Annotated in this window: 18 protein-coding genes; 6 read left to right on the top strand and 12 right to left on the bottom strand. The window is 64.6% G+C overall.

Annotation, left to right across the window (positions count from 1 at the left end; all coding sequences use genetic code 11):
- Positions 1 to 47: 47 nt before the first annotated feature.
- Positions 48 to 734, bottom strand: coding sequence for a phosphoribosylformylglycinamidine synthase I (purQ, locus tag EYW42_RS15685; RefSeq protein ID WP_135536246.1), 687 nt, complete (start codon positions 732 to 734; stop codon positions 48 to 50).
- Entirely contained in the window at positions 731 to 982 is a 252-nt protein-coding gene (gene purS, locus EYW42_RS15680) for a phosphoribosylformylglycinamidine synthase subunit PurS (protein WP_135536245.1), read from the bottom strand. Before purS ends, purQ begins: the two co-directional genes overlap by 4 nt.
- A 159-nt stretch (positions 983 to 1,141) precedes the next feature.
- On the opposite strand from purS, the gene EYW42_RS15675 reads away from it, so the two are divergent.
- Positions 1,142 to 2,116, top strand: a complete 975-nt coding sequence (locus EYW42_RS15675) for a formyltetrahydrofolate deformylase (RefSeq protein ID WP_135536244.1) — start codon at positions 1,142 to 1,144, stop codon at positions 2,114 to 2,116.
- A gap of 57 nt (positions 2,117 to 2,173) precedes the next feature.
- Here EYW42_RS15675 and EYW42_RS15670 read toward each other — a convergent pair whose 3' ends face one another.
- Both EYW42_RS15670 and EYW42_RS15665 read right to left on the bottom strand, forming a co-directional pair.
- The gene (locus tag EYW42_RS15670; RefSeq protein WP_135536243.1) at positions 2,174 to 2,359 is read right to left on the bottom strand and encodes a DUF7576 family protein; all 186 of its coding nucleotides are present in this window, start codon (positions 2,357 to 2,359) and stop codon (positions 2,174 to 2,176) included.
- Between the two features lie 77 nt (positions 2,360 to 2,436).
- Positions 2,437 to 3,462: a phosphoribosylaminoimidazolesuccinocarboxamide synthase gene (locus EYW42_RS15665; RefSeq protein WP_135536242.1), complete on the bottom strand. Its 1,026-nt coding sequence runs from the start codon at positions 3,460 to 3,462 to the stop codon at positions 2,437 to 2,439.
- Between the two features lie 190 nt (positions 3,463 to 3,652).
- Between EYW42_RS15665 and cofH the strand changes: the two genes are divergently transcribed.
- Positions 3,653 to 5,029 (top strand): 7,8-didemethyl-8-hydroxy-5-deazariboflavin synthase subunit CofH, encoded by a 1,377-nt coding sequence (gene cofH, locus EYW42_RS15660; protein ID WP_135536241.1) that lies wholly within the window; start codon positions 3,653 to 3,655, stop codon positions 5,027 to 5,029.
- A gap of 97 nt (positions 5,030 to 5,126) precedes the next feature.
- On the opposite strand, the gene EYW42_RS15655 is transcribed toward cofH, so the two are convergent.
- Positions 5,127 to 5,630 (bottom strand): histidine kinase, encoded by a 504-nt coding sequence (locus EYW42_RS15655; RefSeq protein WP_135536240.1) that lies wholly within the window; start codon positions 5,628 to 5,630, stop codon positions 5,127 to 5,129.
- A 260-nt stretch (positions 5,631 to 5,890) separates the two neighbouring features.
- Here EYW42_RS15655 and EYW42_RS15650 point away from each other — a divergent pair, with 260 nt between their 5' ends.
- A complete protein-coding gene (locus EYW42_RS15650) occupies positions 5,891 to 6,178 on the top strand; it encodes a hypothetical protein (protein ID WP_135536239.1) in 288 nt (95 codons plus the stop codon).
- Positions 6,179 to 6,403: 225 nt separating this feature from the next.
- Positions 6,404 to 7,456, top strand: a complete 1,053-nt coding sequence (locus tag EYW42_RS15645) for a pentapeptide repeat-containing protein (protein ID WP_135536238.1) — start codon at positions 6,404 to 6,406, stop codon at positions 7,454 to 7,456.
- 31 nt (positions 7,457 to 7,487) lie between these two features.
- On the opposite strand, the gene EYW42_RS15640 is transcribed toward EYW42_RS15645, so the two are convergent.
- Positions 7,488 to 8,861 carry a cytochrome P450 gene (locus EYW42_RS15640; protein ID WP_135536237.1) on the bottom strand — a complete coding sequence of 458 codons (1,374 nt, stop codon included), beginning with the start codon at positions 8,859 to 8,861 and terminating at the stop codon, positions 7,488 to 7,490.
- Positions 8,862 to 8,988: 127 nt separating this feature from the next.
- On the opposite strand from EYW42_RS15640, the gene EYW42_RS15635 reads away from it, so the two are divergent.
- A complete protein-coding gene (locus EYW42_RS15635; protein ID WP_135536236.1) occupies positions 8,989 to 9,681 on the top strand; it encodes a helix-turn-helix domain-containing protein in 693 nt (230 codons plus the stop codon).
- On the opposite strand, the gene EYW42_RS15630 is transcribed toward EYW42_RS15635, so the two are convergent.
- Together EYW42_RS15630 and cofG are read right to left on the bottom strand one after the other, a co-directional pair.
- Entirely contained in the window at positions 9,671 to 10,726 is a 1,056-nt protein-coding gene (locus EYW42_RS15630; protein ID WP_135536235.1) for a complex I subunit 1/NuoH family protein, read from the bottom strand. The genes EYW42_RS15635 and EYW42_RS15630 overlap by 11 nt on opposite strands.
- Positions 10,727 to 10,820: 94 nt before the next feature.
- Positions 10,821 to 11,969, bottom strand: coding sequence for a 7,8-didemethyl-8-hydroxy-5-deazariboflavin synthase subunit CofG (gene cofG, locus EYW42_RS15625; RefSeq protein WP_135536234.1), 1,149 nt, complete (start codon positions 11,967 to 11,969; stop codon positions 10,821 to 10,823).
- A 102-nt stretch (positions 11,970 to 12,071) separates the two neighbouring features.
- Here cofG and EYW42_RS15620 point away from each other — a divergent pair, with 102 nt between their 5' ends.
- The gene (locus EYW42_RS15620) at positions 12,072 to 12,647 is read left to right on the top strand and encodes a hypothetical protein (RefSeq protein WP_135536233.1); all 576 of its coding nucleotides are present in this window, start codon (positions 12,072 to 12,074) and stop codon (positions 12,645 to 12,647) included.
- Here the strand turns inward: EYW42_RS15620 and cofC are convergent.
- The 4 genes from cofC to EYW42_RS15600 all read right to left on the bottom strand — a co-directional run bounded on the left by cofC (position 12,644) and on the right by EYW42_RS15600 (position 16,350).
- Complete coding sequence (gene cofC, locus EYW42_RS15615) at positions 12,644 to 13,252, bottom strand: 2-phospho-L-lactate guanylyltransferase (protein ID WP_135536232.1); 609 nt, start codon at positions 13,250 to 13,252, stop codon at positions 12,644 to 12,646. The genes EYW42_RS15620 and cofC overlap by 4 nt on opposite strands.
- 55 nt (positions 13,253 to 13,307) lie before the next feature.
- A complete protein-coding gene (locus tag EYW42_RS15610) occupies positions 13,308 to 14,111 on the bottom strand; it encodes a hypothetical protein (RefSeq protein WP_135536231.1) in 804 nt (267 codons plus the stop codon).
- Positions 14,089 to 15,267: a tubulin/FtsZ family protein gene (locus tag EYW42_RS15605; protein ID WP_135536230.1), complete on the bottom strand. Its 1,179-nt coding sequence runs from the start codon at positions 15,265 to 15,267 to the stop codon at positions 14,089 to 14,091. Before EYW42_RS15605 ends, EYW42_RS15610 begins: the two co-directional genes overlap by 23 nt.
- A 195-nt stretch (positions 15,268 to 15,462) precedes the next feature.
- Positions 15,463 to 16,350 carry a complex I NDUFA9 subunit family protein gene (locus EYW42_RS15600; RefSeq protein ID WP_135536229.1) on the bottom strand — a complete coding sequence of 296 codons (888 nt, stop codon included), beginning with the start codon at positions 16,348 to 16,350 and terminating at the stop codon, positions 15,463 to 15,465.
- Positions 16,351 to 16,393: the final 43 nt, after the last annotated feature.

Genomic DNA, 16,393 nt, shown 5'->3' with positions numbered 1-16,393 from the left:
CGAAGCCCTGGTTCTTTAATCTTCCACCAAAAATTTTAAACTGATTGTTACTCTGCGGCGCGTTCGAATCCGCGGAGGATCCCCGCTCCATCAGTCCCGCCGATGTCGGGGAGAGTCGCACGTTCGGGGTGCGGCATCAGGACTGCGACCGTGTCGTCCGCGCCGAGGACTCCCGCGACGCTGTGTTTCGAACCGTTGGGGTTTGCGTCCTCGGTGAGTTCGCCGTCGGCGTCGCAGTACCGAAAGAGGACGCGCCCGTCCGCCTCTAGTTCCGTCAACCGCTCGTCGGTCACCTCGTAGCGCCCCTCGCCGTGGGCGATAGGCACCTCGATCACGTCGCCCTCCTCGTACGCGGCCGTCCACGGCGTGTCGGCGTTCTCGACACGGAGGTGGACGCGTTCGCACTGGAACCGCGCGCTCCGGTTCGTGGTGAACGCGCCCTCGGTCAGCCCGGACTCGCATCCGATCTGGGCACCGTTACAGACGCCGAGGACGGGAACGCCGTCGGCGGCGGCCGCGCGGACCTCCTCCAGTATCGGCGACTGTGCGGCCATCGCTCCGGCCCGCAGATAGTCGCCGTACGAGAACCCGCCGGGGAGTACCACGCCGGTCGTCTCCGCGGGGAGACCGTCCTCGTGCCAGACGATCTCCGCGTCGATGTCAAGGTGGTCGAGCGCACGAGCGGCGTCGCGGTCGCAGTTCGACCCGCCGAATCTGATGATGGCGACCGTCATCGCTCGTCGACGGTGATATCGTAGTCGTGGATGGTCGGATTCGCCAGCAGTCGCTCCGCCATCTCGTCGACGCGGTCGGTCGCGTCCTCGGCCGATTCCGCATCGACATCGATCTCGAACCGGTCTGCCGAGCGGAGGTCTTCGAGTTCGAAGCCGAGTCGTTCCAGCGAACGCTTGGTCGTCTCGGCCTCGGGGTCAAGCACGCCGCGTTTCAGTCGCACCGTCACCGTGGCGGTGTAAGCGGTCATTATCTGAACTCCCGTATTCGTGTTCAAAAACTCTTGTGACTCGGCGTCGGTGTCCACGTTCGTGGATAGGCAGTAGCTACACGGAAACGAAGGTTTTTGCCCTCGGATGGCGGAGAACTCCCCGATGACGCCGCTCGACACCGACAGGAGGGAGTTACGATGACGACCGATCTGACCGAGATCACGGTTATCGGAGACGACGACACCGGACTCATCGCGCGAGTGACGACGCTTCTGTTCGAGCGGGGAGCAAACATCGAGGACTTGGACCAGGCCGTTCGCGACGGCCTGTTCCGCATGACGATGTCCGTCGACACGACGGGGATGGTGTGTACCGACGCGACGCTCAGGTCGGACCTACACGACCTCGGCGATGAACTCGGCGTCGACGTACAGGTCCGGTTCCCGACCGACCGCGAGACACAGCAGATAGCCGTCCTCGTCACCAAGGAGTCGCACTGCCTCGAAGCGCTGTTCGAGGCCTGGGCCAACGGCGACCTCGGCGCGGACATCGGCGTCGTCATCGGCAACCACGACGACCTACAACCGCTCGCCGAGCAGTACGGCGTCCCGTTCCACGACATCGGCGACGGGAAGGGCCAACCGGACGAGGGCGAACTGTTGGACGTGCTGGCGGAGTACGACACAGACCTCATCGTGCTGGCGCGGTACATGCGGATCCTCAGCCCGAACGTAGTGTTCCGATACGAGGACCGGATCATCAACATTCACCCGAGCCTGCTACCGGCCTTCCCCGGCGCGAAGGCCTACCGACAGGCGAAAGAGGAGGGCGTTCGCATCGCGGGCGTCACCGCCCACTACGTGACGACGGACCTGGACCAGGGGCCGATCATCACTCAGCGCGCCTTCGACGTTCCGGACGACGCCGTCGTCGATGACCTCAAACGTCGCGGCCAGCCGCTGGAAGCCGACGCGCTGCTGGAGGCGGTCAAACTCCACCTCGAAGACGGTGTGAGCGTCCACCGCGGCCGCACCAGCCTCCGGGACGAGGCCGAGGGCTATCAGCTCGGCCTCACCGACGCCGCGTCCGAGGCCAACCCGGACCGACCGCTCGACGGCATCGGCGAGGCCGTGGCGGAGAACGGGTCGGTGGAGGAATCCGCCGACGATTGATCGGCGGCGAGTGTCTTTCGTCGCTGCGATCGTCGCCGATGAACGTCGAACGGGTGCTCACTCGCCCCGCCACTCGTCCAGACAGGCCTCGCTGCAGAACTGCCGACAGTCGACGGCACCGTCGACTATCGTCGTGTGAACGCGGCGGTCCGCCGCCGGGACTGTCGACTCGCCGCAGTTCGCACAGTTCGGCGCGTCGTCCGCGCTGACCGCTTCGCCGAGATCCGACGTTGGGTCGACCATAGGCACGAACGGTAGCGAGGGTCACACTTCAAACGTCGTGTTGGTGCAGATGACGACGGGACTCGTCGAACCGGCCGTTACAGCCGCCAGACCTCGCCGACGGCCGAATCGAGCTGGGGCGCGTCGAACAGTTCCCGGCCGACGTACGCGTTCGCACCGGCGGCGTACAGGTCGCGAGCGATCTGGATCACGTCGTCGTCGAGCGGTTCGGGCGCGGACTCGCACAGCGATTTCCAGTCGGCGATGTCCCGGCGCTTCGCTTTTGCCTTCGCGTCCTGGACGGCTTCGACCCACTCCGGTTGGGTTCGCTTGTGGTACTGGCGGATAACTTCCTTCGAGATCTGCGTGCCCTCGTAGCTGAAGCGGTTCTCGTCGAACGTGCCGACGACGTCCGCGACGCGGATCTCTCCCCGGTAGTAGAGACACTCGATCTTCCCGTCCTCGTGGGTCAGGCCGGCGTCCTCGGCGCGGTCGGTGACGGTCCGGTTGACCGCGAGCGCGGTCGCTTCGAGGTCGTCGATCGACGCCGTGCCGGCTATCGCGTCGGCCTCCTCGCGGGAAAGGTAGCGGTCGCTCTCCTCGTATTTCGTCGAGAACTCGACGATGGGGTCGTCAAGGTCGACCCCGTTGTCGGGCCACGTTTCCATGTTGAGACCGTGGTCCGCGGGGTCGGTCCTGCGGCGCAGACTGGATCCGACGGGGACGCGATTGCGGAAGACGATTTCGAGCGGGACGAGGTAGTTCTCGCCCGCCGCCTCGTGGTACGCGTCGTAGTCGTACTCCCGGCCTTCGTGCGAGAGCTCCGGTACCTGCGTCAGATCGATGGCCATCTCGCGCGGCGGCTCGTCGACGTCGGCGAGCGGAACCGGGTCGTCCGAACCGGCGGGGATCACCCCCCGGTAATGAGTCGGAATACCCTCGTCTTCCAGCAGTTCGAAGTTATACGCGCCCATCGAGCAGAGGCTAGCGCCCTTCTCCGGGATGGTGTCGGGCATCTTCCCCCAGTCGAACACGGAGTAGTCGTCCGTGAACACGAACGACCCCGCGCCGAGTTCGTCGTCGCTCGCCGGTTCCTCGATACGGAACTCCTTGACGCTTGTCACGCGTCGACCACCACGGTCATAGTTCCATTGCCGGGGGCGCGGATTATGAAGGTTTCAATCGGCGCGCCCGCGGAGCGGTCGTCGGCTCGGGAATGACCGGCGTCGACGCCGGCTTCGTCCGTCTCGTGTGGTTCCAGCACGAAGTGCCGGACCCGCTACCCTTTTGCACTATGGGAGTAGAGAGACGACAATGACCGACGGATCCGCGACTGGACCGGGCGGCCGCGAGACGATCCGGTTCGAACACCGCCCGGAGACGGACCAGTCGTTCGAGAACGCGTTGCGAAAAGCCCGCGACGGCGAACGGCTCACAGTCGCCGACGGCGTCGAACTCATGACCACGGGCACCGACACCGACGGGATCGACCGAGAGCGCAGAGAGCGCGTGCTGGCGGCCGCGGACCGCCGCCGTGCCGAAGAGGTCGGCGAGGAGGTGACGTTCGTCGCGAACGTCAACAATAACGTCACGACTGCCTGCAACACCGGATGCCTGTTCTGTAACTTCAAAAACACCGCGGAGAACTTCGAGGAAGGGAGCGAAGGGGAGCACGCAGGGTTTACCAAGCGCCCCGCCGAGTCTCGCGAGATAGTCCGCGACGCCGTCGAGATGGGCGTCTACGAGGTCACTTCCGTCTCCGGCCTTCACCCGGGGTTCGCGCTGGACGAGGAACATCTGGAGATACTGGAGACGAGCGACCGCGGCGACCTCAACTACAAGTCTCCGAGCAGATACGAGACCGACCCCGGCACGTACTGCGAACAGATCCGGGCGATGAACGTCGACGGCGTCCACGTCCACTCCATGACGCCGGAGGAAGCGTACCACGGCCGCCGCGGCACGGACTGGTCGTACGAGGAGGTGTACGGTCGCCTCGCGGACGCCGGTCTCGACAGCGTCCCCGGCACCGCCGCCGAGATCCTCGTCGACGAGGTCCGCGACGTGATCTGTCCCGGCAAGATCGGCACCGACGAGTGGATAGAGGCGATCGAAGCCGCCGCGACCGTCGGCCTCGACACCACAGCGACGATCATGTACGGCCACGTCGAAAACGAGATGCACCGCGTCATGCATCTAAAGCGGATACGCGACCTGCAGGACCGCACCGACAACATCACCGAGTTCGTCCCCCTCTCGTTCATCCACGAGAACACGCCGCTGTACGAGTACGACATGGTGGAAGGCGGCGCGAGCGACGCCGAGGACGAACTGATGATCGCCGTCTCGCGGCTCTTCCTCGACAACGTCGACCACATTCAGGCATCGTGGGTGAAATCCGGCGACGCGAAAGGACTGAAACTGCTCAACTGCGGAGCCGACGACTTCATGGGCACCATCCTCTCCGAGGAGATAACGAAACGCGCCGGCGGCGAGTACGGCGAGTACCGCTCGTTCGACGAGTACGTCGACATGATAACCGCCATCGGGCGCACGCCGGTCGAGCGCTCGACGGACTACCGGCAGCGCCGCGTCATCGACCCCGACGACCGACCGCACGGGCCGAAGCTAGGGCCGAAAGCTGACGGAACGCCGATGCTAAGCGGCGAAGCGCGGGCGGCGGACGACTGAAAAAGGGAGTCGCGTTCCCTGTAGAGGAAACCGGCGACCGCACACATGGGGGTCTCCTGCTTCGAGCGAGCGGCCGTGGGTGTACCGCGGCGAGATGTCAGGAGGTATGTCGCTCCTCGGAAGAGCCGGGCATCCGGGAGAGGAGGAGCGGGTAGCCGCCCCCGAGTACGGTCCCAAAGACGACGTGGCCGGCGAGGAAGGCCAGATCGAAGTTCGGTATCGGTGGAGAGCGCGACGTTACCGCGCTGATCCAGGTCGGCATGAGAACCGATGCCGCGACCAGCCAGACGACGACGCTGAACGCGAGCCCGACGGCGACTCCGGGCCCCACCCGGGTAGCGTACCCGTGCAGTGGCTCGTAACTGACCACTCGCGCGTAGACGATTCCGAAGACGATACTGTGGTTGAGATGTAGGAACAGACCGATTCTCGGACTCCCTGCCAGCCCGTATAGTAGTCCGACCTTCTGTAGCTGCTCGGGCGTGGTCCTCGCGGTCAGCACGGCGAAGGCGATTCCCCCGATCAAGCCTGCGACCCCTGCACTGATGAGGTCGTCCGGCCCCATTCGGGACGACCATTCGCGCCGGGAGTTGCTGGCCATGCTGTACGGAGGTCGTTCATACGTATACGAAGATCCCAACCTGTCCCTGAGACAGCATCCCAGTCGCGCGTCGCGTCGCCGACTGTAGGTCGCTACTGAACCGAAATCGGACGATCTGTCGGAGTTCGGCCGCCGGTGCAAACTGATACCCGATCACCGCGTTCGCCAGCAACCGGATCCACGAACCCCGGTCTCCGGAGTCGTCCGTCAGAACCCCGCCCCACGCGAAGGGTTTAGTCGACGCTGGTAGTATAAGACGTATGAACAAACTCGCTCCTGCGGGCGAAAACGCGTGGGAACTCCCGCGACATGCCCGAATCGTCGTGTACGACGAGCGAGAGCGCGGATTACTCACTATTTACGACTGCGCGGCGGCGCAGAAACCGCCGACTGCGCAACTGCTAGGCCGCCTTAACCGGGTAAGCGCCGATTGCGATCGCGAGGCGACGCCGACGGGCGAACGCGTCACCCTGCGCGAACCGGCCGTGCTGGAGAGAACGGGCGAGGACTGCTGGAACGTCGAGCGCGGGAGCGGTGCGAACGGCTGAGCCGATCCTGTCGACGGCAGCGACTCGTCAGCGGGACTGGCTGCCCGCACTTGTCAGTGTTGCCGCCGATGGCGTGCGGTGACGTGGTGCGAAGGCACCTCCGGCCGTAGACGGGGCCGTCCGGACTTTCGAGAGTTCCTCTATAGCATCGGACTGGCGAAATATAGGCGCGAGAAACGCTATAGGCACCCCCGACGGTTTGAGGTTGGCGAGTGTCGAGAAGGTATGGCGGACGAACACGCCACTCGATGTGAATACCAACTCGAGATCGGACTGATCGACGACGATTTCTCCAGCGAACCTTGCGACCGCCCCACTTGGGAAGACCACGATTACTGCGTCTGGCACGCCAAGGTCGACGGGAAAACCAAGGAGACGATCGAGGAGGCCCAAGAGGAATCATCGGTGGACGTCGACGGGGCGTATCTCCAGGGAGCGGAACTCGCCGGCGTGGACTGGTTCGCCGAGTCGTCGATCGTCGGCGCCGACCTGACCGGCGCCGACCTGCGCGGGGCCGACTTCTCCGAGGCGGACATGATGCTCACGACCCTGACGAACGTGAGCGCGATAAATACGGACTTCTCGGAGGCGAATCTCGAAGGGGCCATCTTCACCAACGCCGACCTCCGTCGGGCGACGCTCCAGAACGCGCTCCTCAACGACGCAGTTCTCACCGACGTCCACATCGGGGGGTCGACGGACCTGGGGGACGTATCTGCCTACGAGCACGATTCCGTCGAGCCGAAACTGAGCAACGTCCATCGGTTAGAGGCCGCCGCCTGGGCCTATCGCCAACTCGAACAGCTGTATCAAGACAACGCGCTCCCGAGGTTGGCCCAGCGGAGCTACAACCAGGAGAAAGACGCCCGCCGTAGGCTCGCGTGGCAGGAGGGCGACTACGGGGAGGTGATCAAGTGGTCGGCCTCCAAGTGGGTGATGAAGTACGGGAGCAGCCCGTATCGGATCCTGCTGGTGTCGCTCATCGTGATCACCGCGTCCGCGCTGCTGTACCCCCTCACCGGCGGCATACGGGAGGTCGGGGATGGGTCATCGATAACGTACTCGATCGATAATCCGCAGGAGGCGCCCACCTGGTGGATCGCCAGGGTCATGTTCAAGAGCTTCTATTTCAGCGTGGTGACGTTCGCCACGCTCGGCTACGGCGACATACAGCCTATCGGCATACTGGCGCGCTTGCTGGCCGGCGTCGAGACTATCCTCGGGACGCTCTTGGCTGCGCTTCTGGTGTTCGTGCTCGCCCGGATCGTGACGTGGTGAACGGACCGCGTCAGGTGGGTCGGCCGACGACCTATCGCTCGCGGACGGTCATCTCGGCATCGCCCTTTGGCTGGAGCGTCACGGCGGCCGACAGGTCGAGGTCGTCGTACTCGCGTTCGAATTCGAACGCGGAACAAAGCGTCGTAAGCACCAGTTGCGCCTCAGTCATCGCGAACTGCTGGCCGATACACCGGCGCTTCCCGCCCCCGAACGGGAAGTACGCGAAGTCCGGGCGGTCGTCGCCGTCGAGCCATCGCTCGGGGCGGAACGTCTCGGGGTCGTCCCAGTAGCGGTCGTCGCGGTGGAGTACCCACGTCGGGAGGACGAGCAGCGCGCCCGCGGGAACGCGGTATCCGCCGAACGTCACGTCCCGAACGGGTTCCCTGCGGATCTCGTGGGCCGGCGGATAGAGCCGCATCGACTCTCTGACCACCGCGTTCGTGAATTCGAGCGCGTGGAGGTCCGTCATCTCGGGGCGGCCGTCGACCGCGGCGTCTATCTCGGAGCGTACGCGGTCGGCCGCTTCCGGATTGCGCGTCAGCAGGTCGAGGGTGAAGGTGAGTGTCAGGGCGGTGGTCTCGTGGCCGGCAAACAGAAAGGTGAGCATCTCGTCGCGGATCTGCTCGTCGTCCATCGCCGCGTCGGCCGAGAGCAGCATCGACAGGAGGTCGTCGCGGTCCTCGTCGGTCGCTCGGCGCGTATCGACGATGTCGTATATCTCGTTTTCGAGGTGTTCGAGCGCGCGGTGCCCCCGACGGATCATCGGGATCGGGGCCCAGTCGGGTGCGAGGAACGTGATCGGCTGGTTCTGCGGCTGCATCGGTTCGCGAAGGGTCTCGGCGGCGTCGAAGATCCCCCGGTCGTCGAGGTCGATGTCGGACCCGAACATCGCCGCGGTGAGTATCTCCATCGTCAGACGCATCATCTCGGGTTTCATCGCGCGGGTCTCTCCGTCGGCCCAGTTAGCCGTGCGCGCCGCCGTCCGGTCGACCATGATGTCAGCGTACCGCTTGATGTGGTCCATGTAGAACGCCGGCTGGATGGCCTCGCGCTGGCGCTCCCACAGGTCGCCCTCGCTGGTGATGAGCCCGTTGCCAACTATATCGCGCAGCTGGTCGGAACTGCCCTGGTGCTTGCGAAACTGGTCGTCCTCGTTCAGTAGTACGCGTTCGATGTCGTCCGGGTCCGTCAGCATGTACGCGTCCATCCCGATTATCTCGTAGTTGACGACGCGGCCGTACCGATCCGCGCAGCGCTCCTTGAACGCGCAGGGACCGCGAACCCACTGGTGGGTGTTTCCAACGAGCGGCAGTCCCCGCGGCCCGGGCGGGTCCCGCACGGGCGGTCCCTCGGGGTCGGTAGCGTCGCGTGGCGCACCCTCGGACGACAGCCTCGTTTCGGGCATACGGTGATACCTACGCGCCGAACGCGGGTAAGGAGACTGCGCGGCATTCGGGGCCGGTTTAAGTTCGGTACCGAGGACCGACCGCAGACCACGTAGATATTTGACACCGAACGAGGAACTGCCGAGTATGCGTTACGTCACGGTCAGGATCACGCCGAAGGAAGGGACAGCGTTCCATCCGCTCGGACAGGCGTTATCTGACGACCCATCGGTGACGCGGGAGGCGGTCCACCGAAACGAACTGCTGGACGACGGTACGTGTGCCATGCTCGCGGAGGCGCGCGGCGACCGCAACCGGTACGAGGAGATCTTGGAGGAGTCGCTTCACGTCCTCGACTACGCGGTCACCGGGACGGACTGCTGGTGGTACTCCTACACACACTACGAGCCGACGGACCTCACCCGCAGGATGCTACAGCAGCGGGGCGAATCTGAGGTGATGATGGAGATGCCGTACGACGTCGCCGAGGACGGGTCGATGGAGATCACGTTCGTCGGGGACGAGCAGACGTTCGCCGGCGCGATGCCGATGGGCGGTGACGCGTTCACCATCGAAGTGTTAGAGACCGGCGACCACCACCCCGAGGTCGACGACCTGTTTGGAACCCTCACCGCCCGGCAACAGGAGATACTCGACACCGCCGTCCGTCTCGGCTACTATCAGAACCCTCGCAAAGCGACTCACGAGGAGATCGCCGACCAGGTCGACGCCTCGCCGAGCACCGTGGGCGAACACCTCCGAAAGATCGAATCCCACGTGTTCTCCGAGTTCGTACAGACCGGTGCTGCGGGCGACACGCGACGACGGCCTAAATCATAACGGCCATCAGCAGGGCCGTCAGCACCAGGTTAGCGAACGAGAGCACCAGCATCCCCTTCCACCCGACACCGATCAGTTGGTCGATCCGCATGCGCGGCATCGCCGACCGAGCCCACTGCGTGAACAGGAACACGGCCCACAGTTTGATCAGGAACCAGACGATCCCCGGGAGGACGGGGCCGGCGGGACCGCCGAGAAACAGCGTGATGATGAGGCCGCCCCCGAGAAAGATGTGCAGGAACTCGCCGAGGTACAGGAGGACGAAATACACCGACGAGTACTCGGTCTGAAACCCGGCGATGATCTCCGTCGGCGCTTCCGGCGTGTCGAAGGGGTTGCGACCGACCTCCGCGAGGTTTGCGACGACGAAGAGGACGAACGCGAACGGGTTGACGAACGCGTACCACGCCGGGATCGAGAGACCGGCGACGGAGACGAGCGTCCCCTGTTGCGCGGCGACTATCTCGCTCGTTTGCATCGTCCCCGCGAGCAACACGATCGAGGCGGCGGTGACGACCAGCGGGATCTCGTACGCGATGTTCTGTGCGACGGCGCGTAAACTGCCGAGTAGAGAGAACTTGTTGTTCGAGGCGTACCCCGCCATCGTCATCCCCAGCGTCGCCAGCGAAGCGACTGCGAAAGCGAAGACGATCCCGGTGGCCGGGTCGGCCACCTGGATCCCGCTTCCCATCGGTATCACGGCGAAGCCGAACAGCGCCGAGAACGTGACGAGCAACGGCGCAACGTCGTACGCCGGACGGTCGGCGCGCTCCGGTACGATCAGTTCCTTCGAGATGAGACGGACCACGTCGGCGACGATGATCAGGAGCCCCAGCGGCCCCATCCTGTTCGGCCCTTTCTTCCCCCAGATGGTCGCCAGTACTCGGCGCTTGGCCCACGGTCCGGCGACCGCGGCGTTCGTCAGAAGGATGACGGCGACTGTGGCGGCGGCGAGCAGTCCGCCCACGGCAGTCCCGGCGGGGCCCGGGTCCGCGCCGAATCCGAGGTCGCGTGCGAGCCTCTCGGTAAGCGTCAGTATCGACATTGTCCGAGAGTTCGCAGGCCAGGTGCGTAATCCCGGTGCAGGGGATACGCGGCGGATTTAAGTCGGCCGTGTCGTCGACCCGCCTCGGCGGGACTCAGTCCGCCGCCAGCGAGGTACCGCCGACGACCGCACGGTAGCGTTCGCCCGCGGCGTCGTCCGCGTTCAACGCTCGCCGGATCGGGTCGGGGAGCCAGTCGTCGCCCGGCGCGGGGTCGCCGTCGAACCCGGGCGACCGGAGATCCTCCGGGAGATATCGCTCGTACACCGGTAGCCGTTCGTGGAGCGGCACGTCCGCGTCCGCAGCGATGTCTTTCAGTTCGCGCAGCGCGGGCCACTCGTAGTCCGGGTTGATGTGGTCGTCGGTGATCGGCGAGACACCGCCGAGGTCGTCGATGCCGCAGTCGACCACGTCCCGTGCCGGCGCGAGGTTCGGCGGGACCTGGACGGATATCTCCTCGGGGAGACAGTGCCGGGCCATTGCCACCGTGCGCCGGAGCGTCTCGACGTCCGGCGACCCGCCGTGCCAGCGCTCGTTTTCCACCACCGGCTGGACGATCAGTTCCTGTATGTGGCCGTACCGCGCGTGCATCTCCCGGATGGCGAGCAGGCTCTCCGCACGGTCGCGCCAGTCCTCGCCGACGCCAACGAGGATCCCGGTCGTGAACGCAACGTCGAGTTCGCCCGCGTTTCGGATCGTGTTCAGGCGCTGACCGGGGGTTTTCGTCCGGGGACCGCCGTGGGCTCCCACGTCGGCCGTCGTCTCCAGCATCACGCCCATGCTGGCGTTGACCTCTGCGACCGTCGCCATCTGTTCGTACGTCTGGTCGCCGGGATTGGCATGGGGGAGCAGGCCCTCCTCCAGCGCTATTTCGCAGACTTCGCGGAGATACTCGTGGATGGAGTCGTGGCCCCACTCGTCCAGTTGCCCGTGGATCGCTTCGTAGCGGTCGTCCGGGTCGTCGCCGAAGGTGAACAGCGCCTCGGTACAGCCGGCGTCAGCGCCCGTTCGAAGCGTCTCGCGGACCGCCTCCGCGCTCATCAGCGTCGCTTCGCCCGGCGGGTCGAAGTAGGTGCAGTAGGTGCAGGTGTACCGGCAGGCGGTCGTCAGCGGAACGAACACGTTCCGACAGAAGGATAGTTCGTCCGCCGGAGAAACGTCGTCCGGGGAGACCCCGAGTAGTTCTTCGACTGCAGCGTCCGCTATCGCGAGGTCGATATCGTACTCGTCGATCCCCGGTATCATAGCCACCGGTTGCACGCGTGACGATAAAAACATGTTACTCTCAACTTGTGTATTCTCTCTGATTTCGGTAAGATTAAGTCCAGTCCTCGTATTCCGAACTGTATGTCAGAAGGAAATAAGGTCACGGAGCAGCGAGCGGCCGACACCGCGGGGGAGCGCCGCCGTCAACCAACGACAGACCAGGGATTCTTCTCGAAATCGGTGGTTCGCCGCACGCTCGTCACCCACGTCGCGGCGTACCTGCTCGTCGTGGTCGGCATCCTGTTGCTTACTCGGTTCATCCCCGACCTCACTGTGTTACTCGGCGTGGAAGGTGAACTGGCGTCGGTCAGCGACCGCGTTCCCGCCGTGGCGAACGCCGTCGGCGGCCCAGCCATGATCGTCCTCGGTCTGTTCGCGTTTCTGCTGTCGGTGTTTGCGGGTCCGATCGTCGCCGGCATCGTCGGAGTCGCAGTCGGACTGAAAGAACGTGCCGACCGGAAGACGCTGTCGCTCGCGTCCGGTCTGGGCGGGTTCGTCGGCTACCTGCTCCCGATCGTCACGCTGTTTCTGCTCGTGGATTCGCAAGTTCCGACGGCGAGTATCGGCTTCGGTGACGCCCTCACCAACGGCATCGCGATGAGTCTCCCGAGCGCGCTCGTCGCCGCCGGAATGACGTATCTCACCACCTGGAACTAGCGGGTGACGGTCACGCGACCGTCCGTCGCAACGAGTTCGAACCCGGCGTCGCGTAGCCACGCTGACGCGTCGCCCTCGCCGTGAAGCAGGAGTTCCGCAAGGTCGGCACGCTCGTCGATGTCCGTCGCGAGGCGATGCGAGTCGACCACGGAAAACGCAGCGCCGAGGTCGCGGGCGCACCGTCGGTGGTCGCGGAATGAAACGCCGTGATAGTCGACGCAGAACTCGGGGTGGCGCACGACGAGCGCGTTCGTCCCACCGCCGCGACCCGGCGCGGCGACGACATCGCCGCCTGTCGCGTAGAGGCGTTCCAGCGCCGCCGGCGAGGCGAGGCCGAGGTCCGCCATGACGACGGCGACCGGGCCGTCGGCCTCGCCCAGAACGGCGTTGACCGCGGTCGAGAGCGACCGGTCGTCGACGGTGACTGGCGCGTCCGCGTCGACGGGGGCGGTCGACAGTATCGTCGGGTCGCCGCCGGCGGCCCGGACGCTCCCTAGCACGTCCGAGAGCATCGTCCGGGCGAACGCCGACCGCTCAGCGGACGAAAGGACATCGGCGAGACGGGTCTTCGGGTCGCCGGCGGCGAACGGAACCACGGTACGCATGGCTCGGCGTTACGTGTGCAGAGAGAAAAGTCGGGCGTTCGCCGACGGATCGTCGTCAGCCCAGTTTGTCGTAGTCGTCCTGCTGTCGCTGGTAGAGAACGTACCCGCCGCCGGCGAGTACTATCAGAGCGACTAGTCCGACGACGCCGTACAGGAGCATGCTACGGGTTTCGGCGCTCGATTCCGACTGTTCGGCCGCGTCCTGTGCGGAGTTCGCGTTCTCTATCGCCTTGTCGAACTCCCCCGCCTCGTAGAACCCGATGGCGTTGTCGAGGTCCGACTTCGCGTCGGATACGTCCGCACCGTTGCTCTCGGCGTCGTCGATGGTGGTCGCCGCCTCGTCGATGGCCGTTCGCGCATCAGCGCTTTCCTCCGTGTAGTGGTGGGTGTCCCAGCTATCGATGGTGGACGTCCCGCCACCGTCGCGGACTTCGGTGAACTCGGTCAGGAGGAAGGTTTCCGCGGGGTCGTAGCTGAAGTTCTGGACCTCGGGAACGGTCCCGGAGACAGTCACTTCTACCTCCGCGACGTCGTCGTCAGCGCTGACCTGTTGCTCGAACGTGTCCCCGCCGTAACTCTCGGTCTCGCCAACCTGGTCGCCGGCGTTGTCGTACATCGTTATCGACCAGGACGCGTTCGTCAGGTTCGTTTCGCCCTGCAGTGTCCACTGCCGGGGGGTATCGCCCTCGTAGAGGTCCGAGAACGTGTACGTAACGGAGACGTCTTCACCGACCTGTGCCTCTTCGGGAGCGTCGTCGGCCTGAACGGTCGCGAGTGCTGCAGCGGGGGCAACCGCAGCGAGCAAGACGGCCAGAGCGACGAGCAGCGTCGTTAGTTTAGAAGAGCGGCTCAAGTTCATCATCGTCATCTTCGACTAGGCTCTCTAAGTTATCTTCGCTTTCCTCCCGGATCTCCTCGATGTTGTCCTGCGCTTCGATGGCGACCTGCTGGAGTTCCTTGATGCGCGGAACGTCGTTGACGCCCGACAGCAGGATCACGCTCGCCACGAAGTTCGAGGACGGGACCGGGTAGTCGCCGCCGCGGACTTCCATCGATCCGGTCTGCTCTTCGAGCCACTTGCGCCCGCGCTCTATCCCTTTCCGGTTGAGATGCTGGGGTGGACCGCTCATGACGAGGAGGGCACGCTCGGTTCCCTCGATCTCGCACGGGAGAGTCAGACGGCCGAGCGCGGCCTTCCGGACGAGACTCGTGATCCGGTTAGTGGTGTGTGCGGTGTCGATCCCGTCGTCCTCGTCGCCGGTGAAACGCGAGAGGAGTCCGCCGCTGTCGCTCTCGTTTTCGACCTCTTCGCGGGCGTATCCGACCGTGGAGACGCCGCCGCCGGAGAGTGTGTTGATTATCTCGCTGGAGTCGACGACGCTCTCGGCGACTTCGTCACCCTGGCCGACCTCGCCCGCACCGAACAGTATGCCGAAGCGCCTGACTATCTCGTCGTTTATCTCCTCGTAGCCGCCCTCGACCGATTCCCCAGCCTTGCGCCACGAATCGTTGTCGAAGACGAGGAGGTTGTCTACCTCGCGCACGAACGTCTGGAACGAGCGCGCGGCGTTTAACGTGTATATTCCCCCTTCGTCGCTGCCCGGGAGGACGCCGAGTCCGTAGACCGGTTCAGTGTAGATGCGCTTGAGGTGTTTCGCGAGGACGGGAGCGCCGCCGCTGCCGGTCCCGCCGCCCATCCCGGCGATAATGAGGAATGCGTCGACCTCGTGAACCGGAATGTTGTCTATCGCGCCCTGTACTTCGTCGATATCCTCTTCAGCCACTTCCGCGCCGAGTTCGTTGTCGGCACCGACGCCGTGGCCTTTCACCCGCGACTGTCCGATGAGTACGCGGTTGTCCTGAGGGATCCGCTCCAACCCCATCAGGTCCGCTTTCGCCGTGTTTACCGCTACGGCCGACCGGACGATGCCGCTGCCCGATCGCTCGTCGTATTCGAGGAACTTATCGACGATTTTCCCGCCAGCCTGTCCAAAACCGATCATCGCCAGTTTCATGCTTAGTATCCGGGGCCCCGTTGCACAGAAACGAGTGCGATGATGAATATAAGTTTTGTGATGGTGCAAACCGCTGTCGCAGGACTAGTCATGGACTAAATCCGGGCACGGAAGCGTTGTATAAGCCTTCATTAACACTACCGCTGATAATTTCACCACGCAAAGTTAGTCCATTTTAAGTTTCGTACGACCTGCTTACTCGGTCAATCCGAGATACGACGACAGCGTAGTGAGCGACGCCTCGTCTCGCCCGAAGGCGTCAACGTCGTTATCGTTCGTCGTGTTGTCGAACTTGAGCGACCGGTACTGGTCCGCGCCCATCGGGAAGCCGGGGATCGCCCCGGCAACCGTCAGTCCGACACCGGCAAGCGCCATCGGAACCGGAACGACGGTGACGCTCTGGCCCGCGGCGCGGCGGGCCCGCTTGGCGACATCTGCGAGCGTTAGCACTTCTGGCCCGCCGATTTCGTACGTCTCGCTGACGTGAGACTCGTCTTCGACCGCGTCCGCGAGTATCGGAACCATGTCGCCGACCCATATCGGCTGGAACCTGCTTTTGCCGCCGCCGGGAAGCGGCGCGAGATACGGCGGCGTGAGCTTTTTCGTGAACGAAACGAACTCGCCTCCCTCGCCGAAGACGACGGACGGCCGGATGATCGTCCAATCGAGGTCGGAGTCCTTGACGACCGTCTCGGCCTTGCCTTTCGCGCGAATGTAGGCTGTCGGACCGTCCGGGTCCGCGCCAAGCGCGCTCATCTGGACGAGACGGCCGACGCCGTGATCTTCGGCCGCTCGGACGACGTTTTCCGTTCCGCCGAGGTGGACGCTCTCGTGGGTCGCACCGCCCTTGGGCTTGAAAAGCGGTGACAGCGCGACGAGGTTCACGACTGCGTCCTGGTCCGTAAACGCCCCTTCTATCGAGTCGTACGCGGTTACGTCACCCATCGCCAGTTCGACTGTCTCCGGGAGATCCGCCTCGTCGGGACTGCGTGCGAGGGCGGTCACATCGTGGCCGCGGTCGTCGAGTTCACGGCACAGTTTCTCGCCGATGAATCCCGTACCGCCCGTGACCAGAATCTTCATGTATCGAAGTAGCCGCGGAATCGTCCTAAAGGTACCGGGGGAA

Source organism: Halostella pelagica (genome assembly GCF_004762015.1).
Lineage (GTDB): Archaea > Halobacteriota > Halobacteria > Halobacteriales > Natronoarchaeaceae > Halostella > Halostella pelagica.
Note: the sequence above shows the minus strand (reverse complement) of the source record. Positions and strands in the feature narration are given on the sequence as shown.

Bases quoted from the DNA above. Each gene is read 5' to 3' on its own strand.
- EYW42_RS15620 (WP_135536233.1), top strand. From the start codon at position 12,072: ATGTCAGAAGGAAATAAGGTCACGGAGCAGCGAGCGGCCGACACCGCG.
- cofC (WP_135536232.1), bottom strand. From the start codon at position 13,252: ATGCGTACCGTGGTTCCGTTCGCCGCCGGCGACCCGAAGACCCGTCTC.
- purQ (WP_135536246.1), bottom strand. From the start codon at position 734: ATGACGGTCGCCATCATCAGATTCGGCGGGTCGAACTGCGACCGCGAC.
- EYW42_RS15640 (WP_135536237.1), bottom strand. From the start codon at position 8,861: ATGCCCGAAACGAGGCTGTCGTCCGAGGGTGCGCCACGCGACGCTACC.
- EYW42_RS15605 (WP_135536230.1), bottom strand. From the start codon at position 15,267: ATGAAACTGGCGATGATCGGTTTTGGACAGGCTGGCGGGAAAATCGTC.
- EYW42_RS15655 (WP_135536240.1), bottom strand. From the start codon at position 5,630: ATGGCCAGCAACTCCCGGCGCGAATGGTCGTCCCGAATGGGGCCGGAC.
- EYW42_RS15650 (WP_135536239.1), top strand. From the start codon at position 5,891: ATGAACAAACTCGCTCCTGCGGGCGAAAACGCGTGGGAACTCCCGCGA.
- EYW42_RS15645 (WP_135536238.1), top strand. From the start codon at position 6,404: ATGGCGGACGAACACGCCACTCGATGTGAATACCAACTCGAGATCGGA.
- EYW42_RS15600 (WP_135536229.1), bottom strand. From the start codon at position 16,350: ATGAAGATTCTGGTCACGGGCGGTACGGGATTCATCGGCGAGAAACTG.
- purS (WP_135536245.1), bottom strand. From the start codon at position 982: ATGACCGCTTACACCGCCACGGTGACGGTGCGACTGAAACGCGGCGTG.
- EYW42_RS15670 (WP_135536243.1), bottom strand. From the start codon at position 2,359: ATGGTCGACCCAACGTCGGATCTCGGCGAAGCGGTCAGCGCGGACGAC.
- cofH (WP_135536241.1), top strand. From the start codon at position 3,653: ATGACCGACGGATCCGCGACTGGACCGGGCGGCCGCGAGACGATCCGG.
- EYW42_RS15610 (WP_135536231.1), bottom strand. From the start codon at position 14,111: ATGAACTTGAGCCGCTCTTCTAAACTAACGACGCTGCTCGTCGCTCTG.
- EYW42_RS15675 (WP_135536244.1), top strand. From the start codon at position 1,142: ATGACGACCGATCTGACCGAGATCACGGTTATCGGAGACGACGACACC.
- EYW42_RS15630 (WP_135536235.1), bottom strand. From the start codon at position 10,726: ATGTCGATACTGACGCTTACCGAGAGGCTCGCACGCGACCTCGGATTC.
- EYW42_RS15635 (WP_135536236.1), top strand. From the start codon at position 8,989: ATGCGTTACGTCACGGTCAGGATCACGCCGAAGGAAGGGACAGCGTTC.
- cofG (WP_135536234.1), bottom strand. From the start codon at position 11,969: ATGATACCGGGGATCGACGAGTACGATATCGACCTCGCGATAGCGGAC.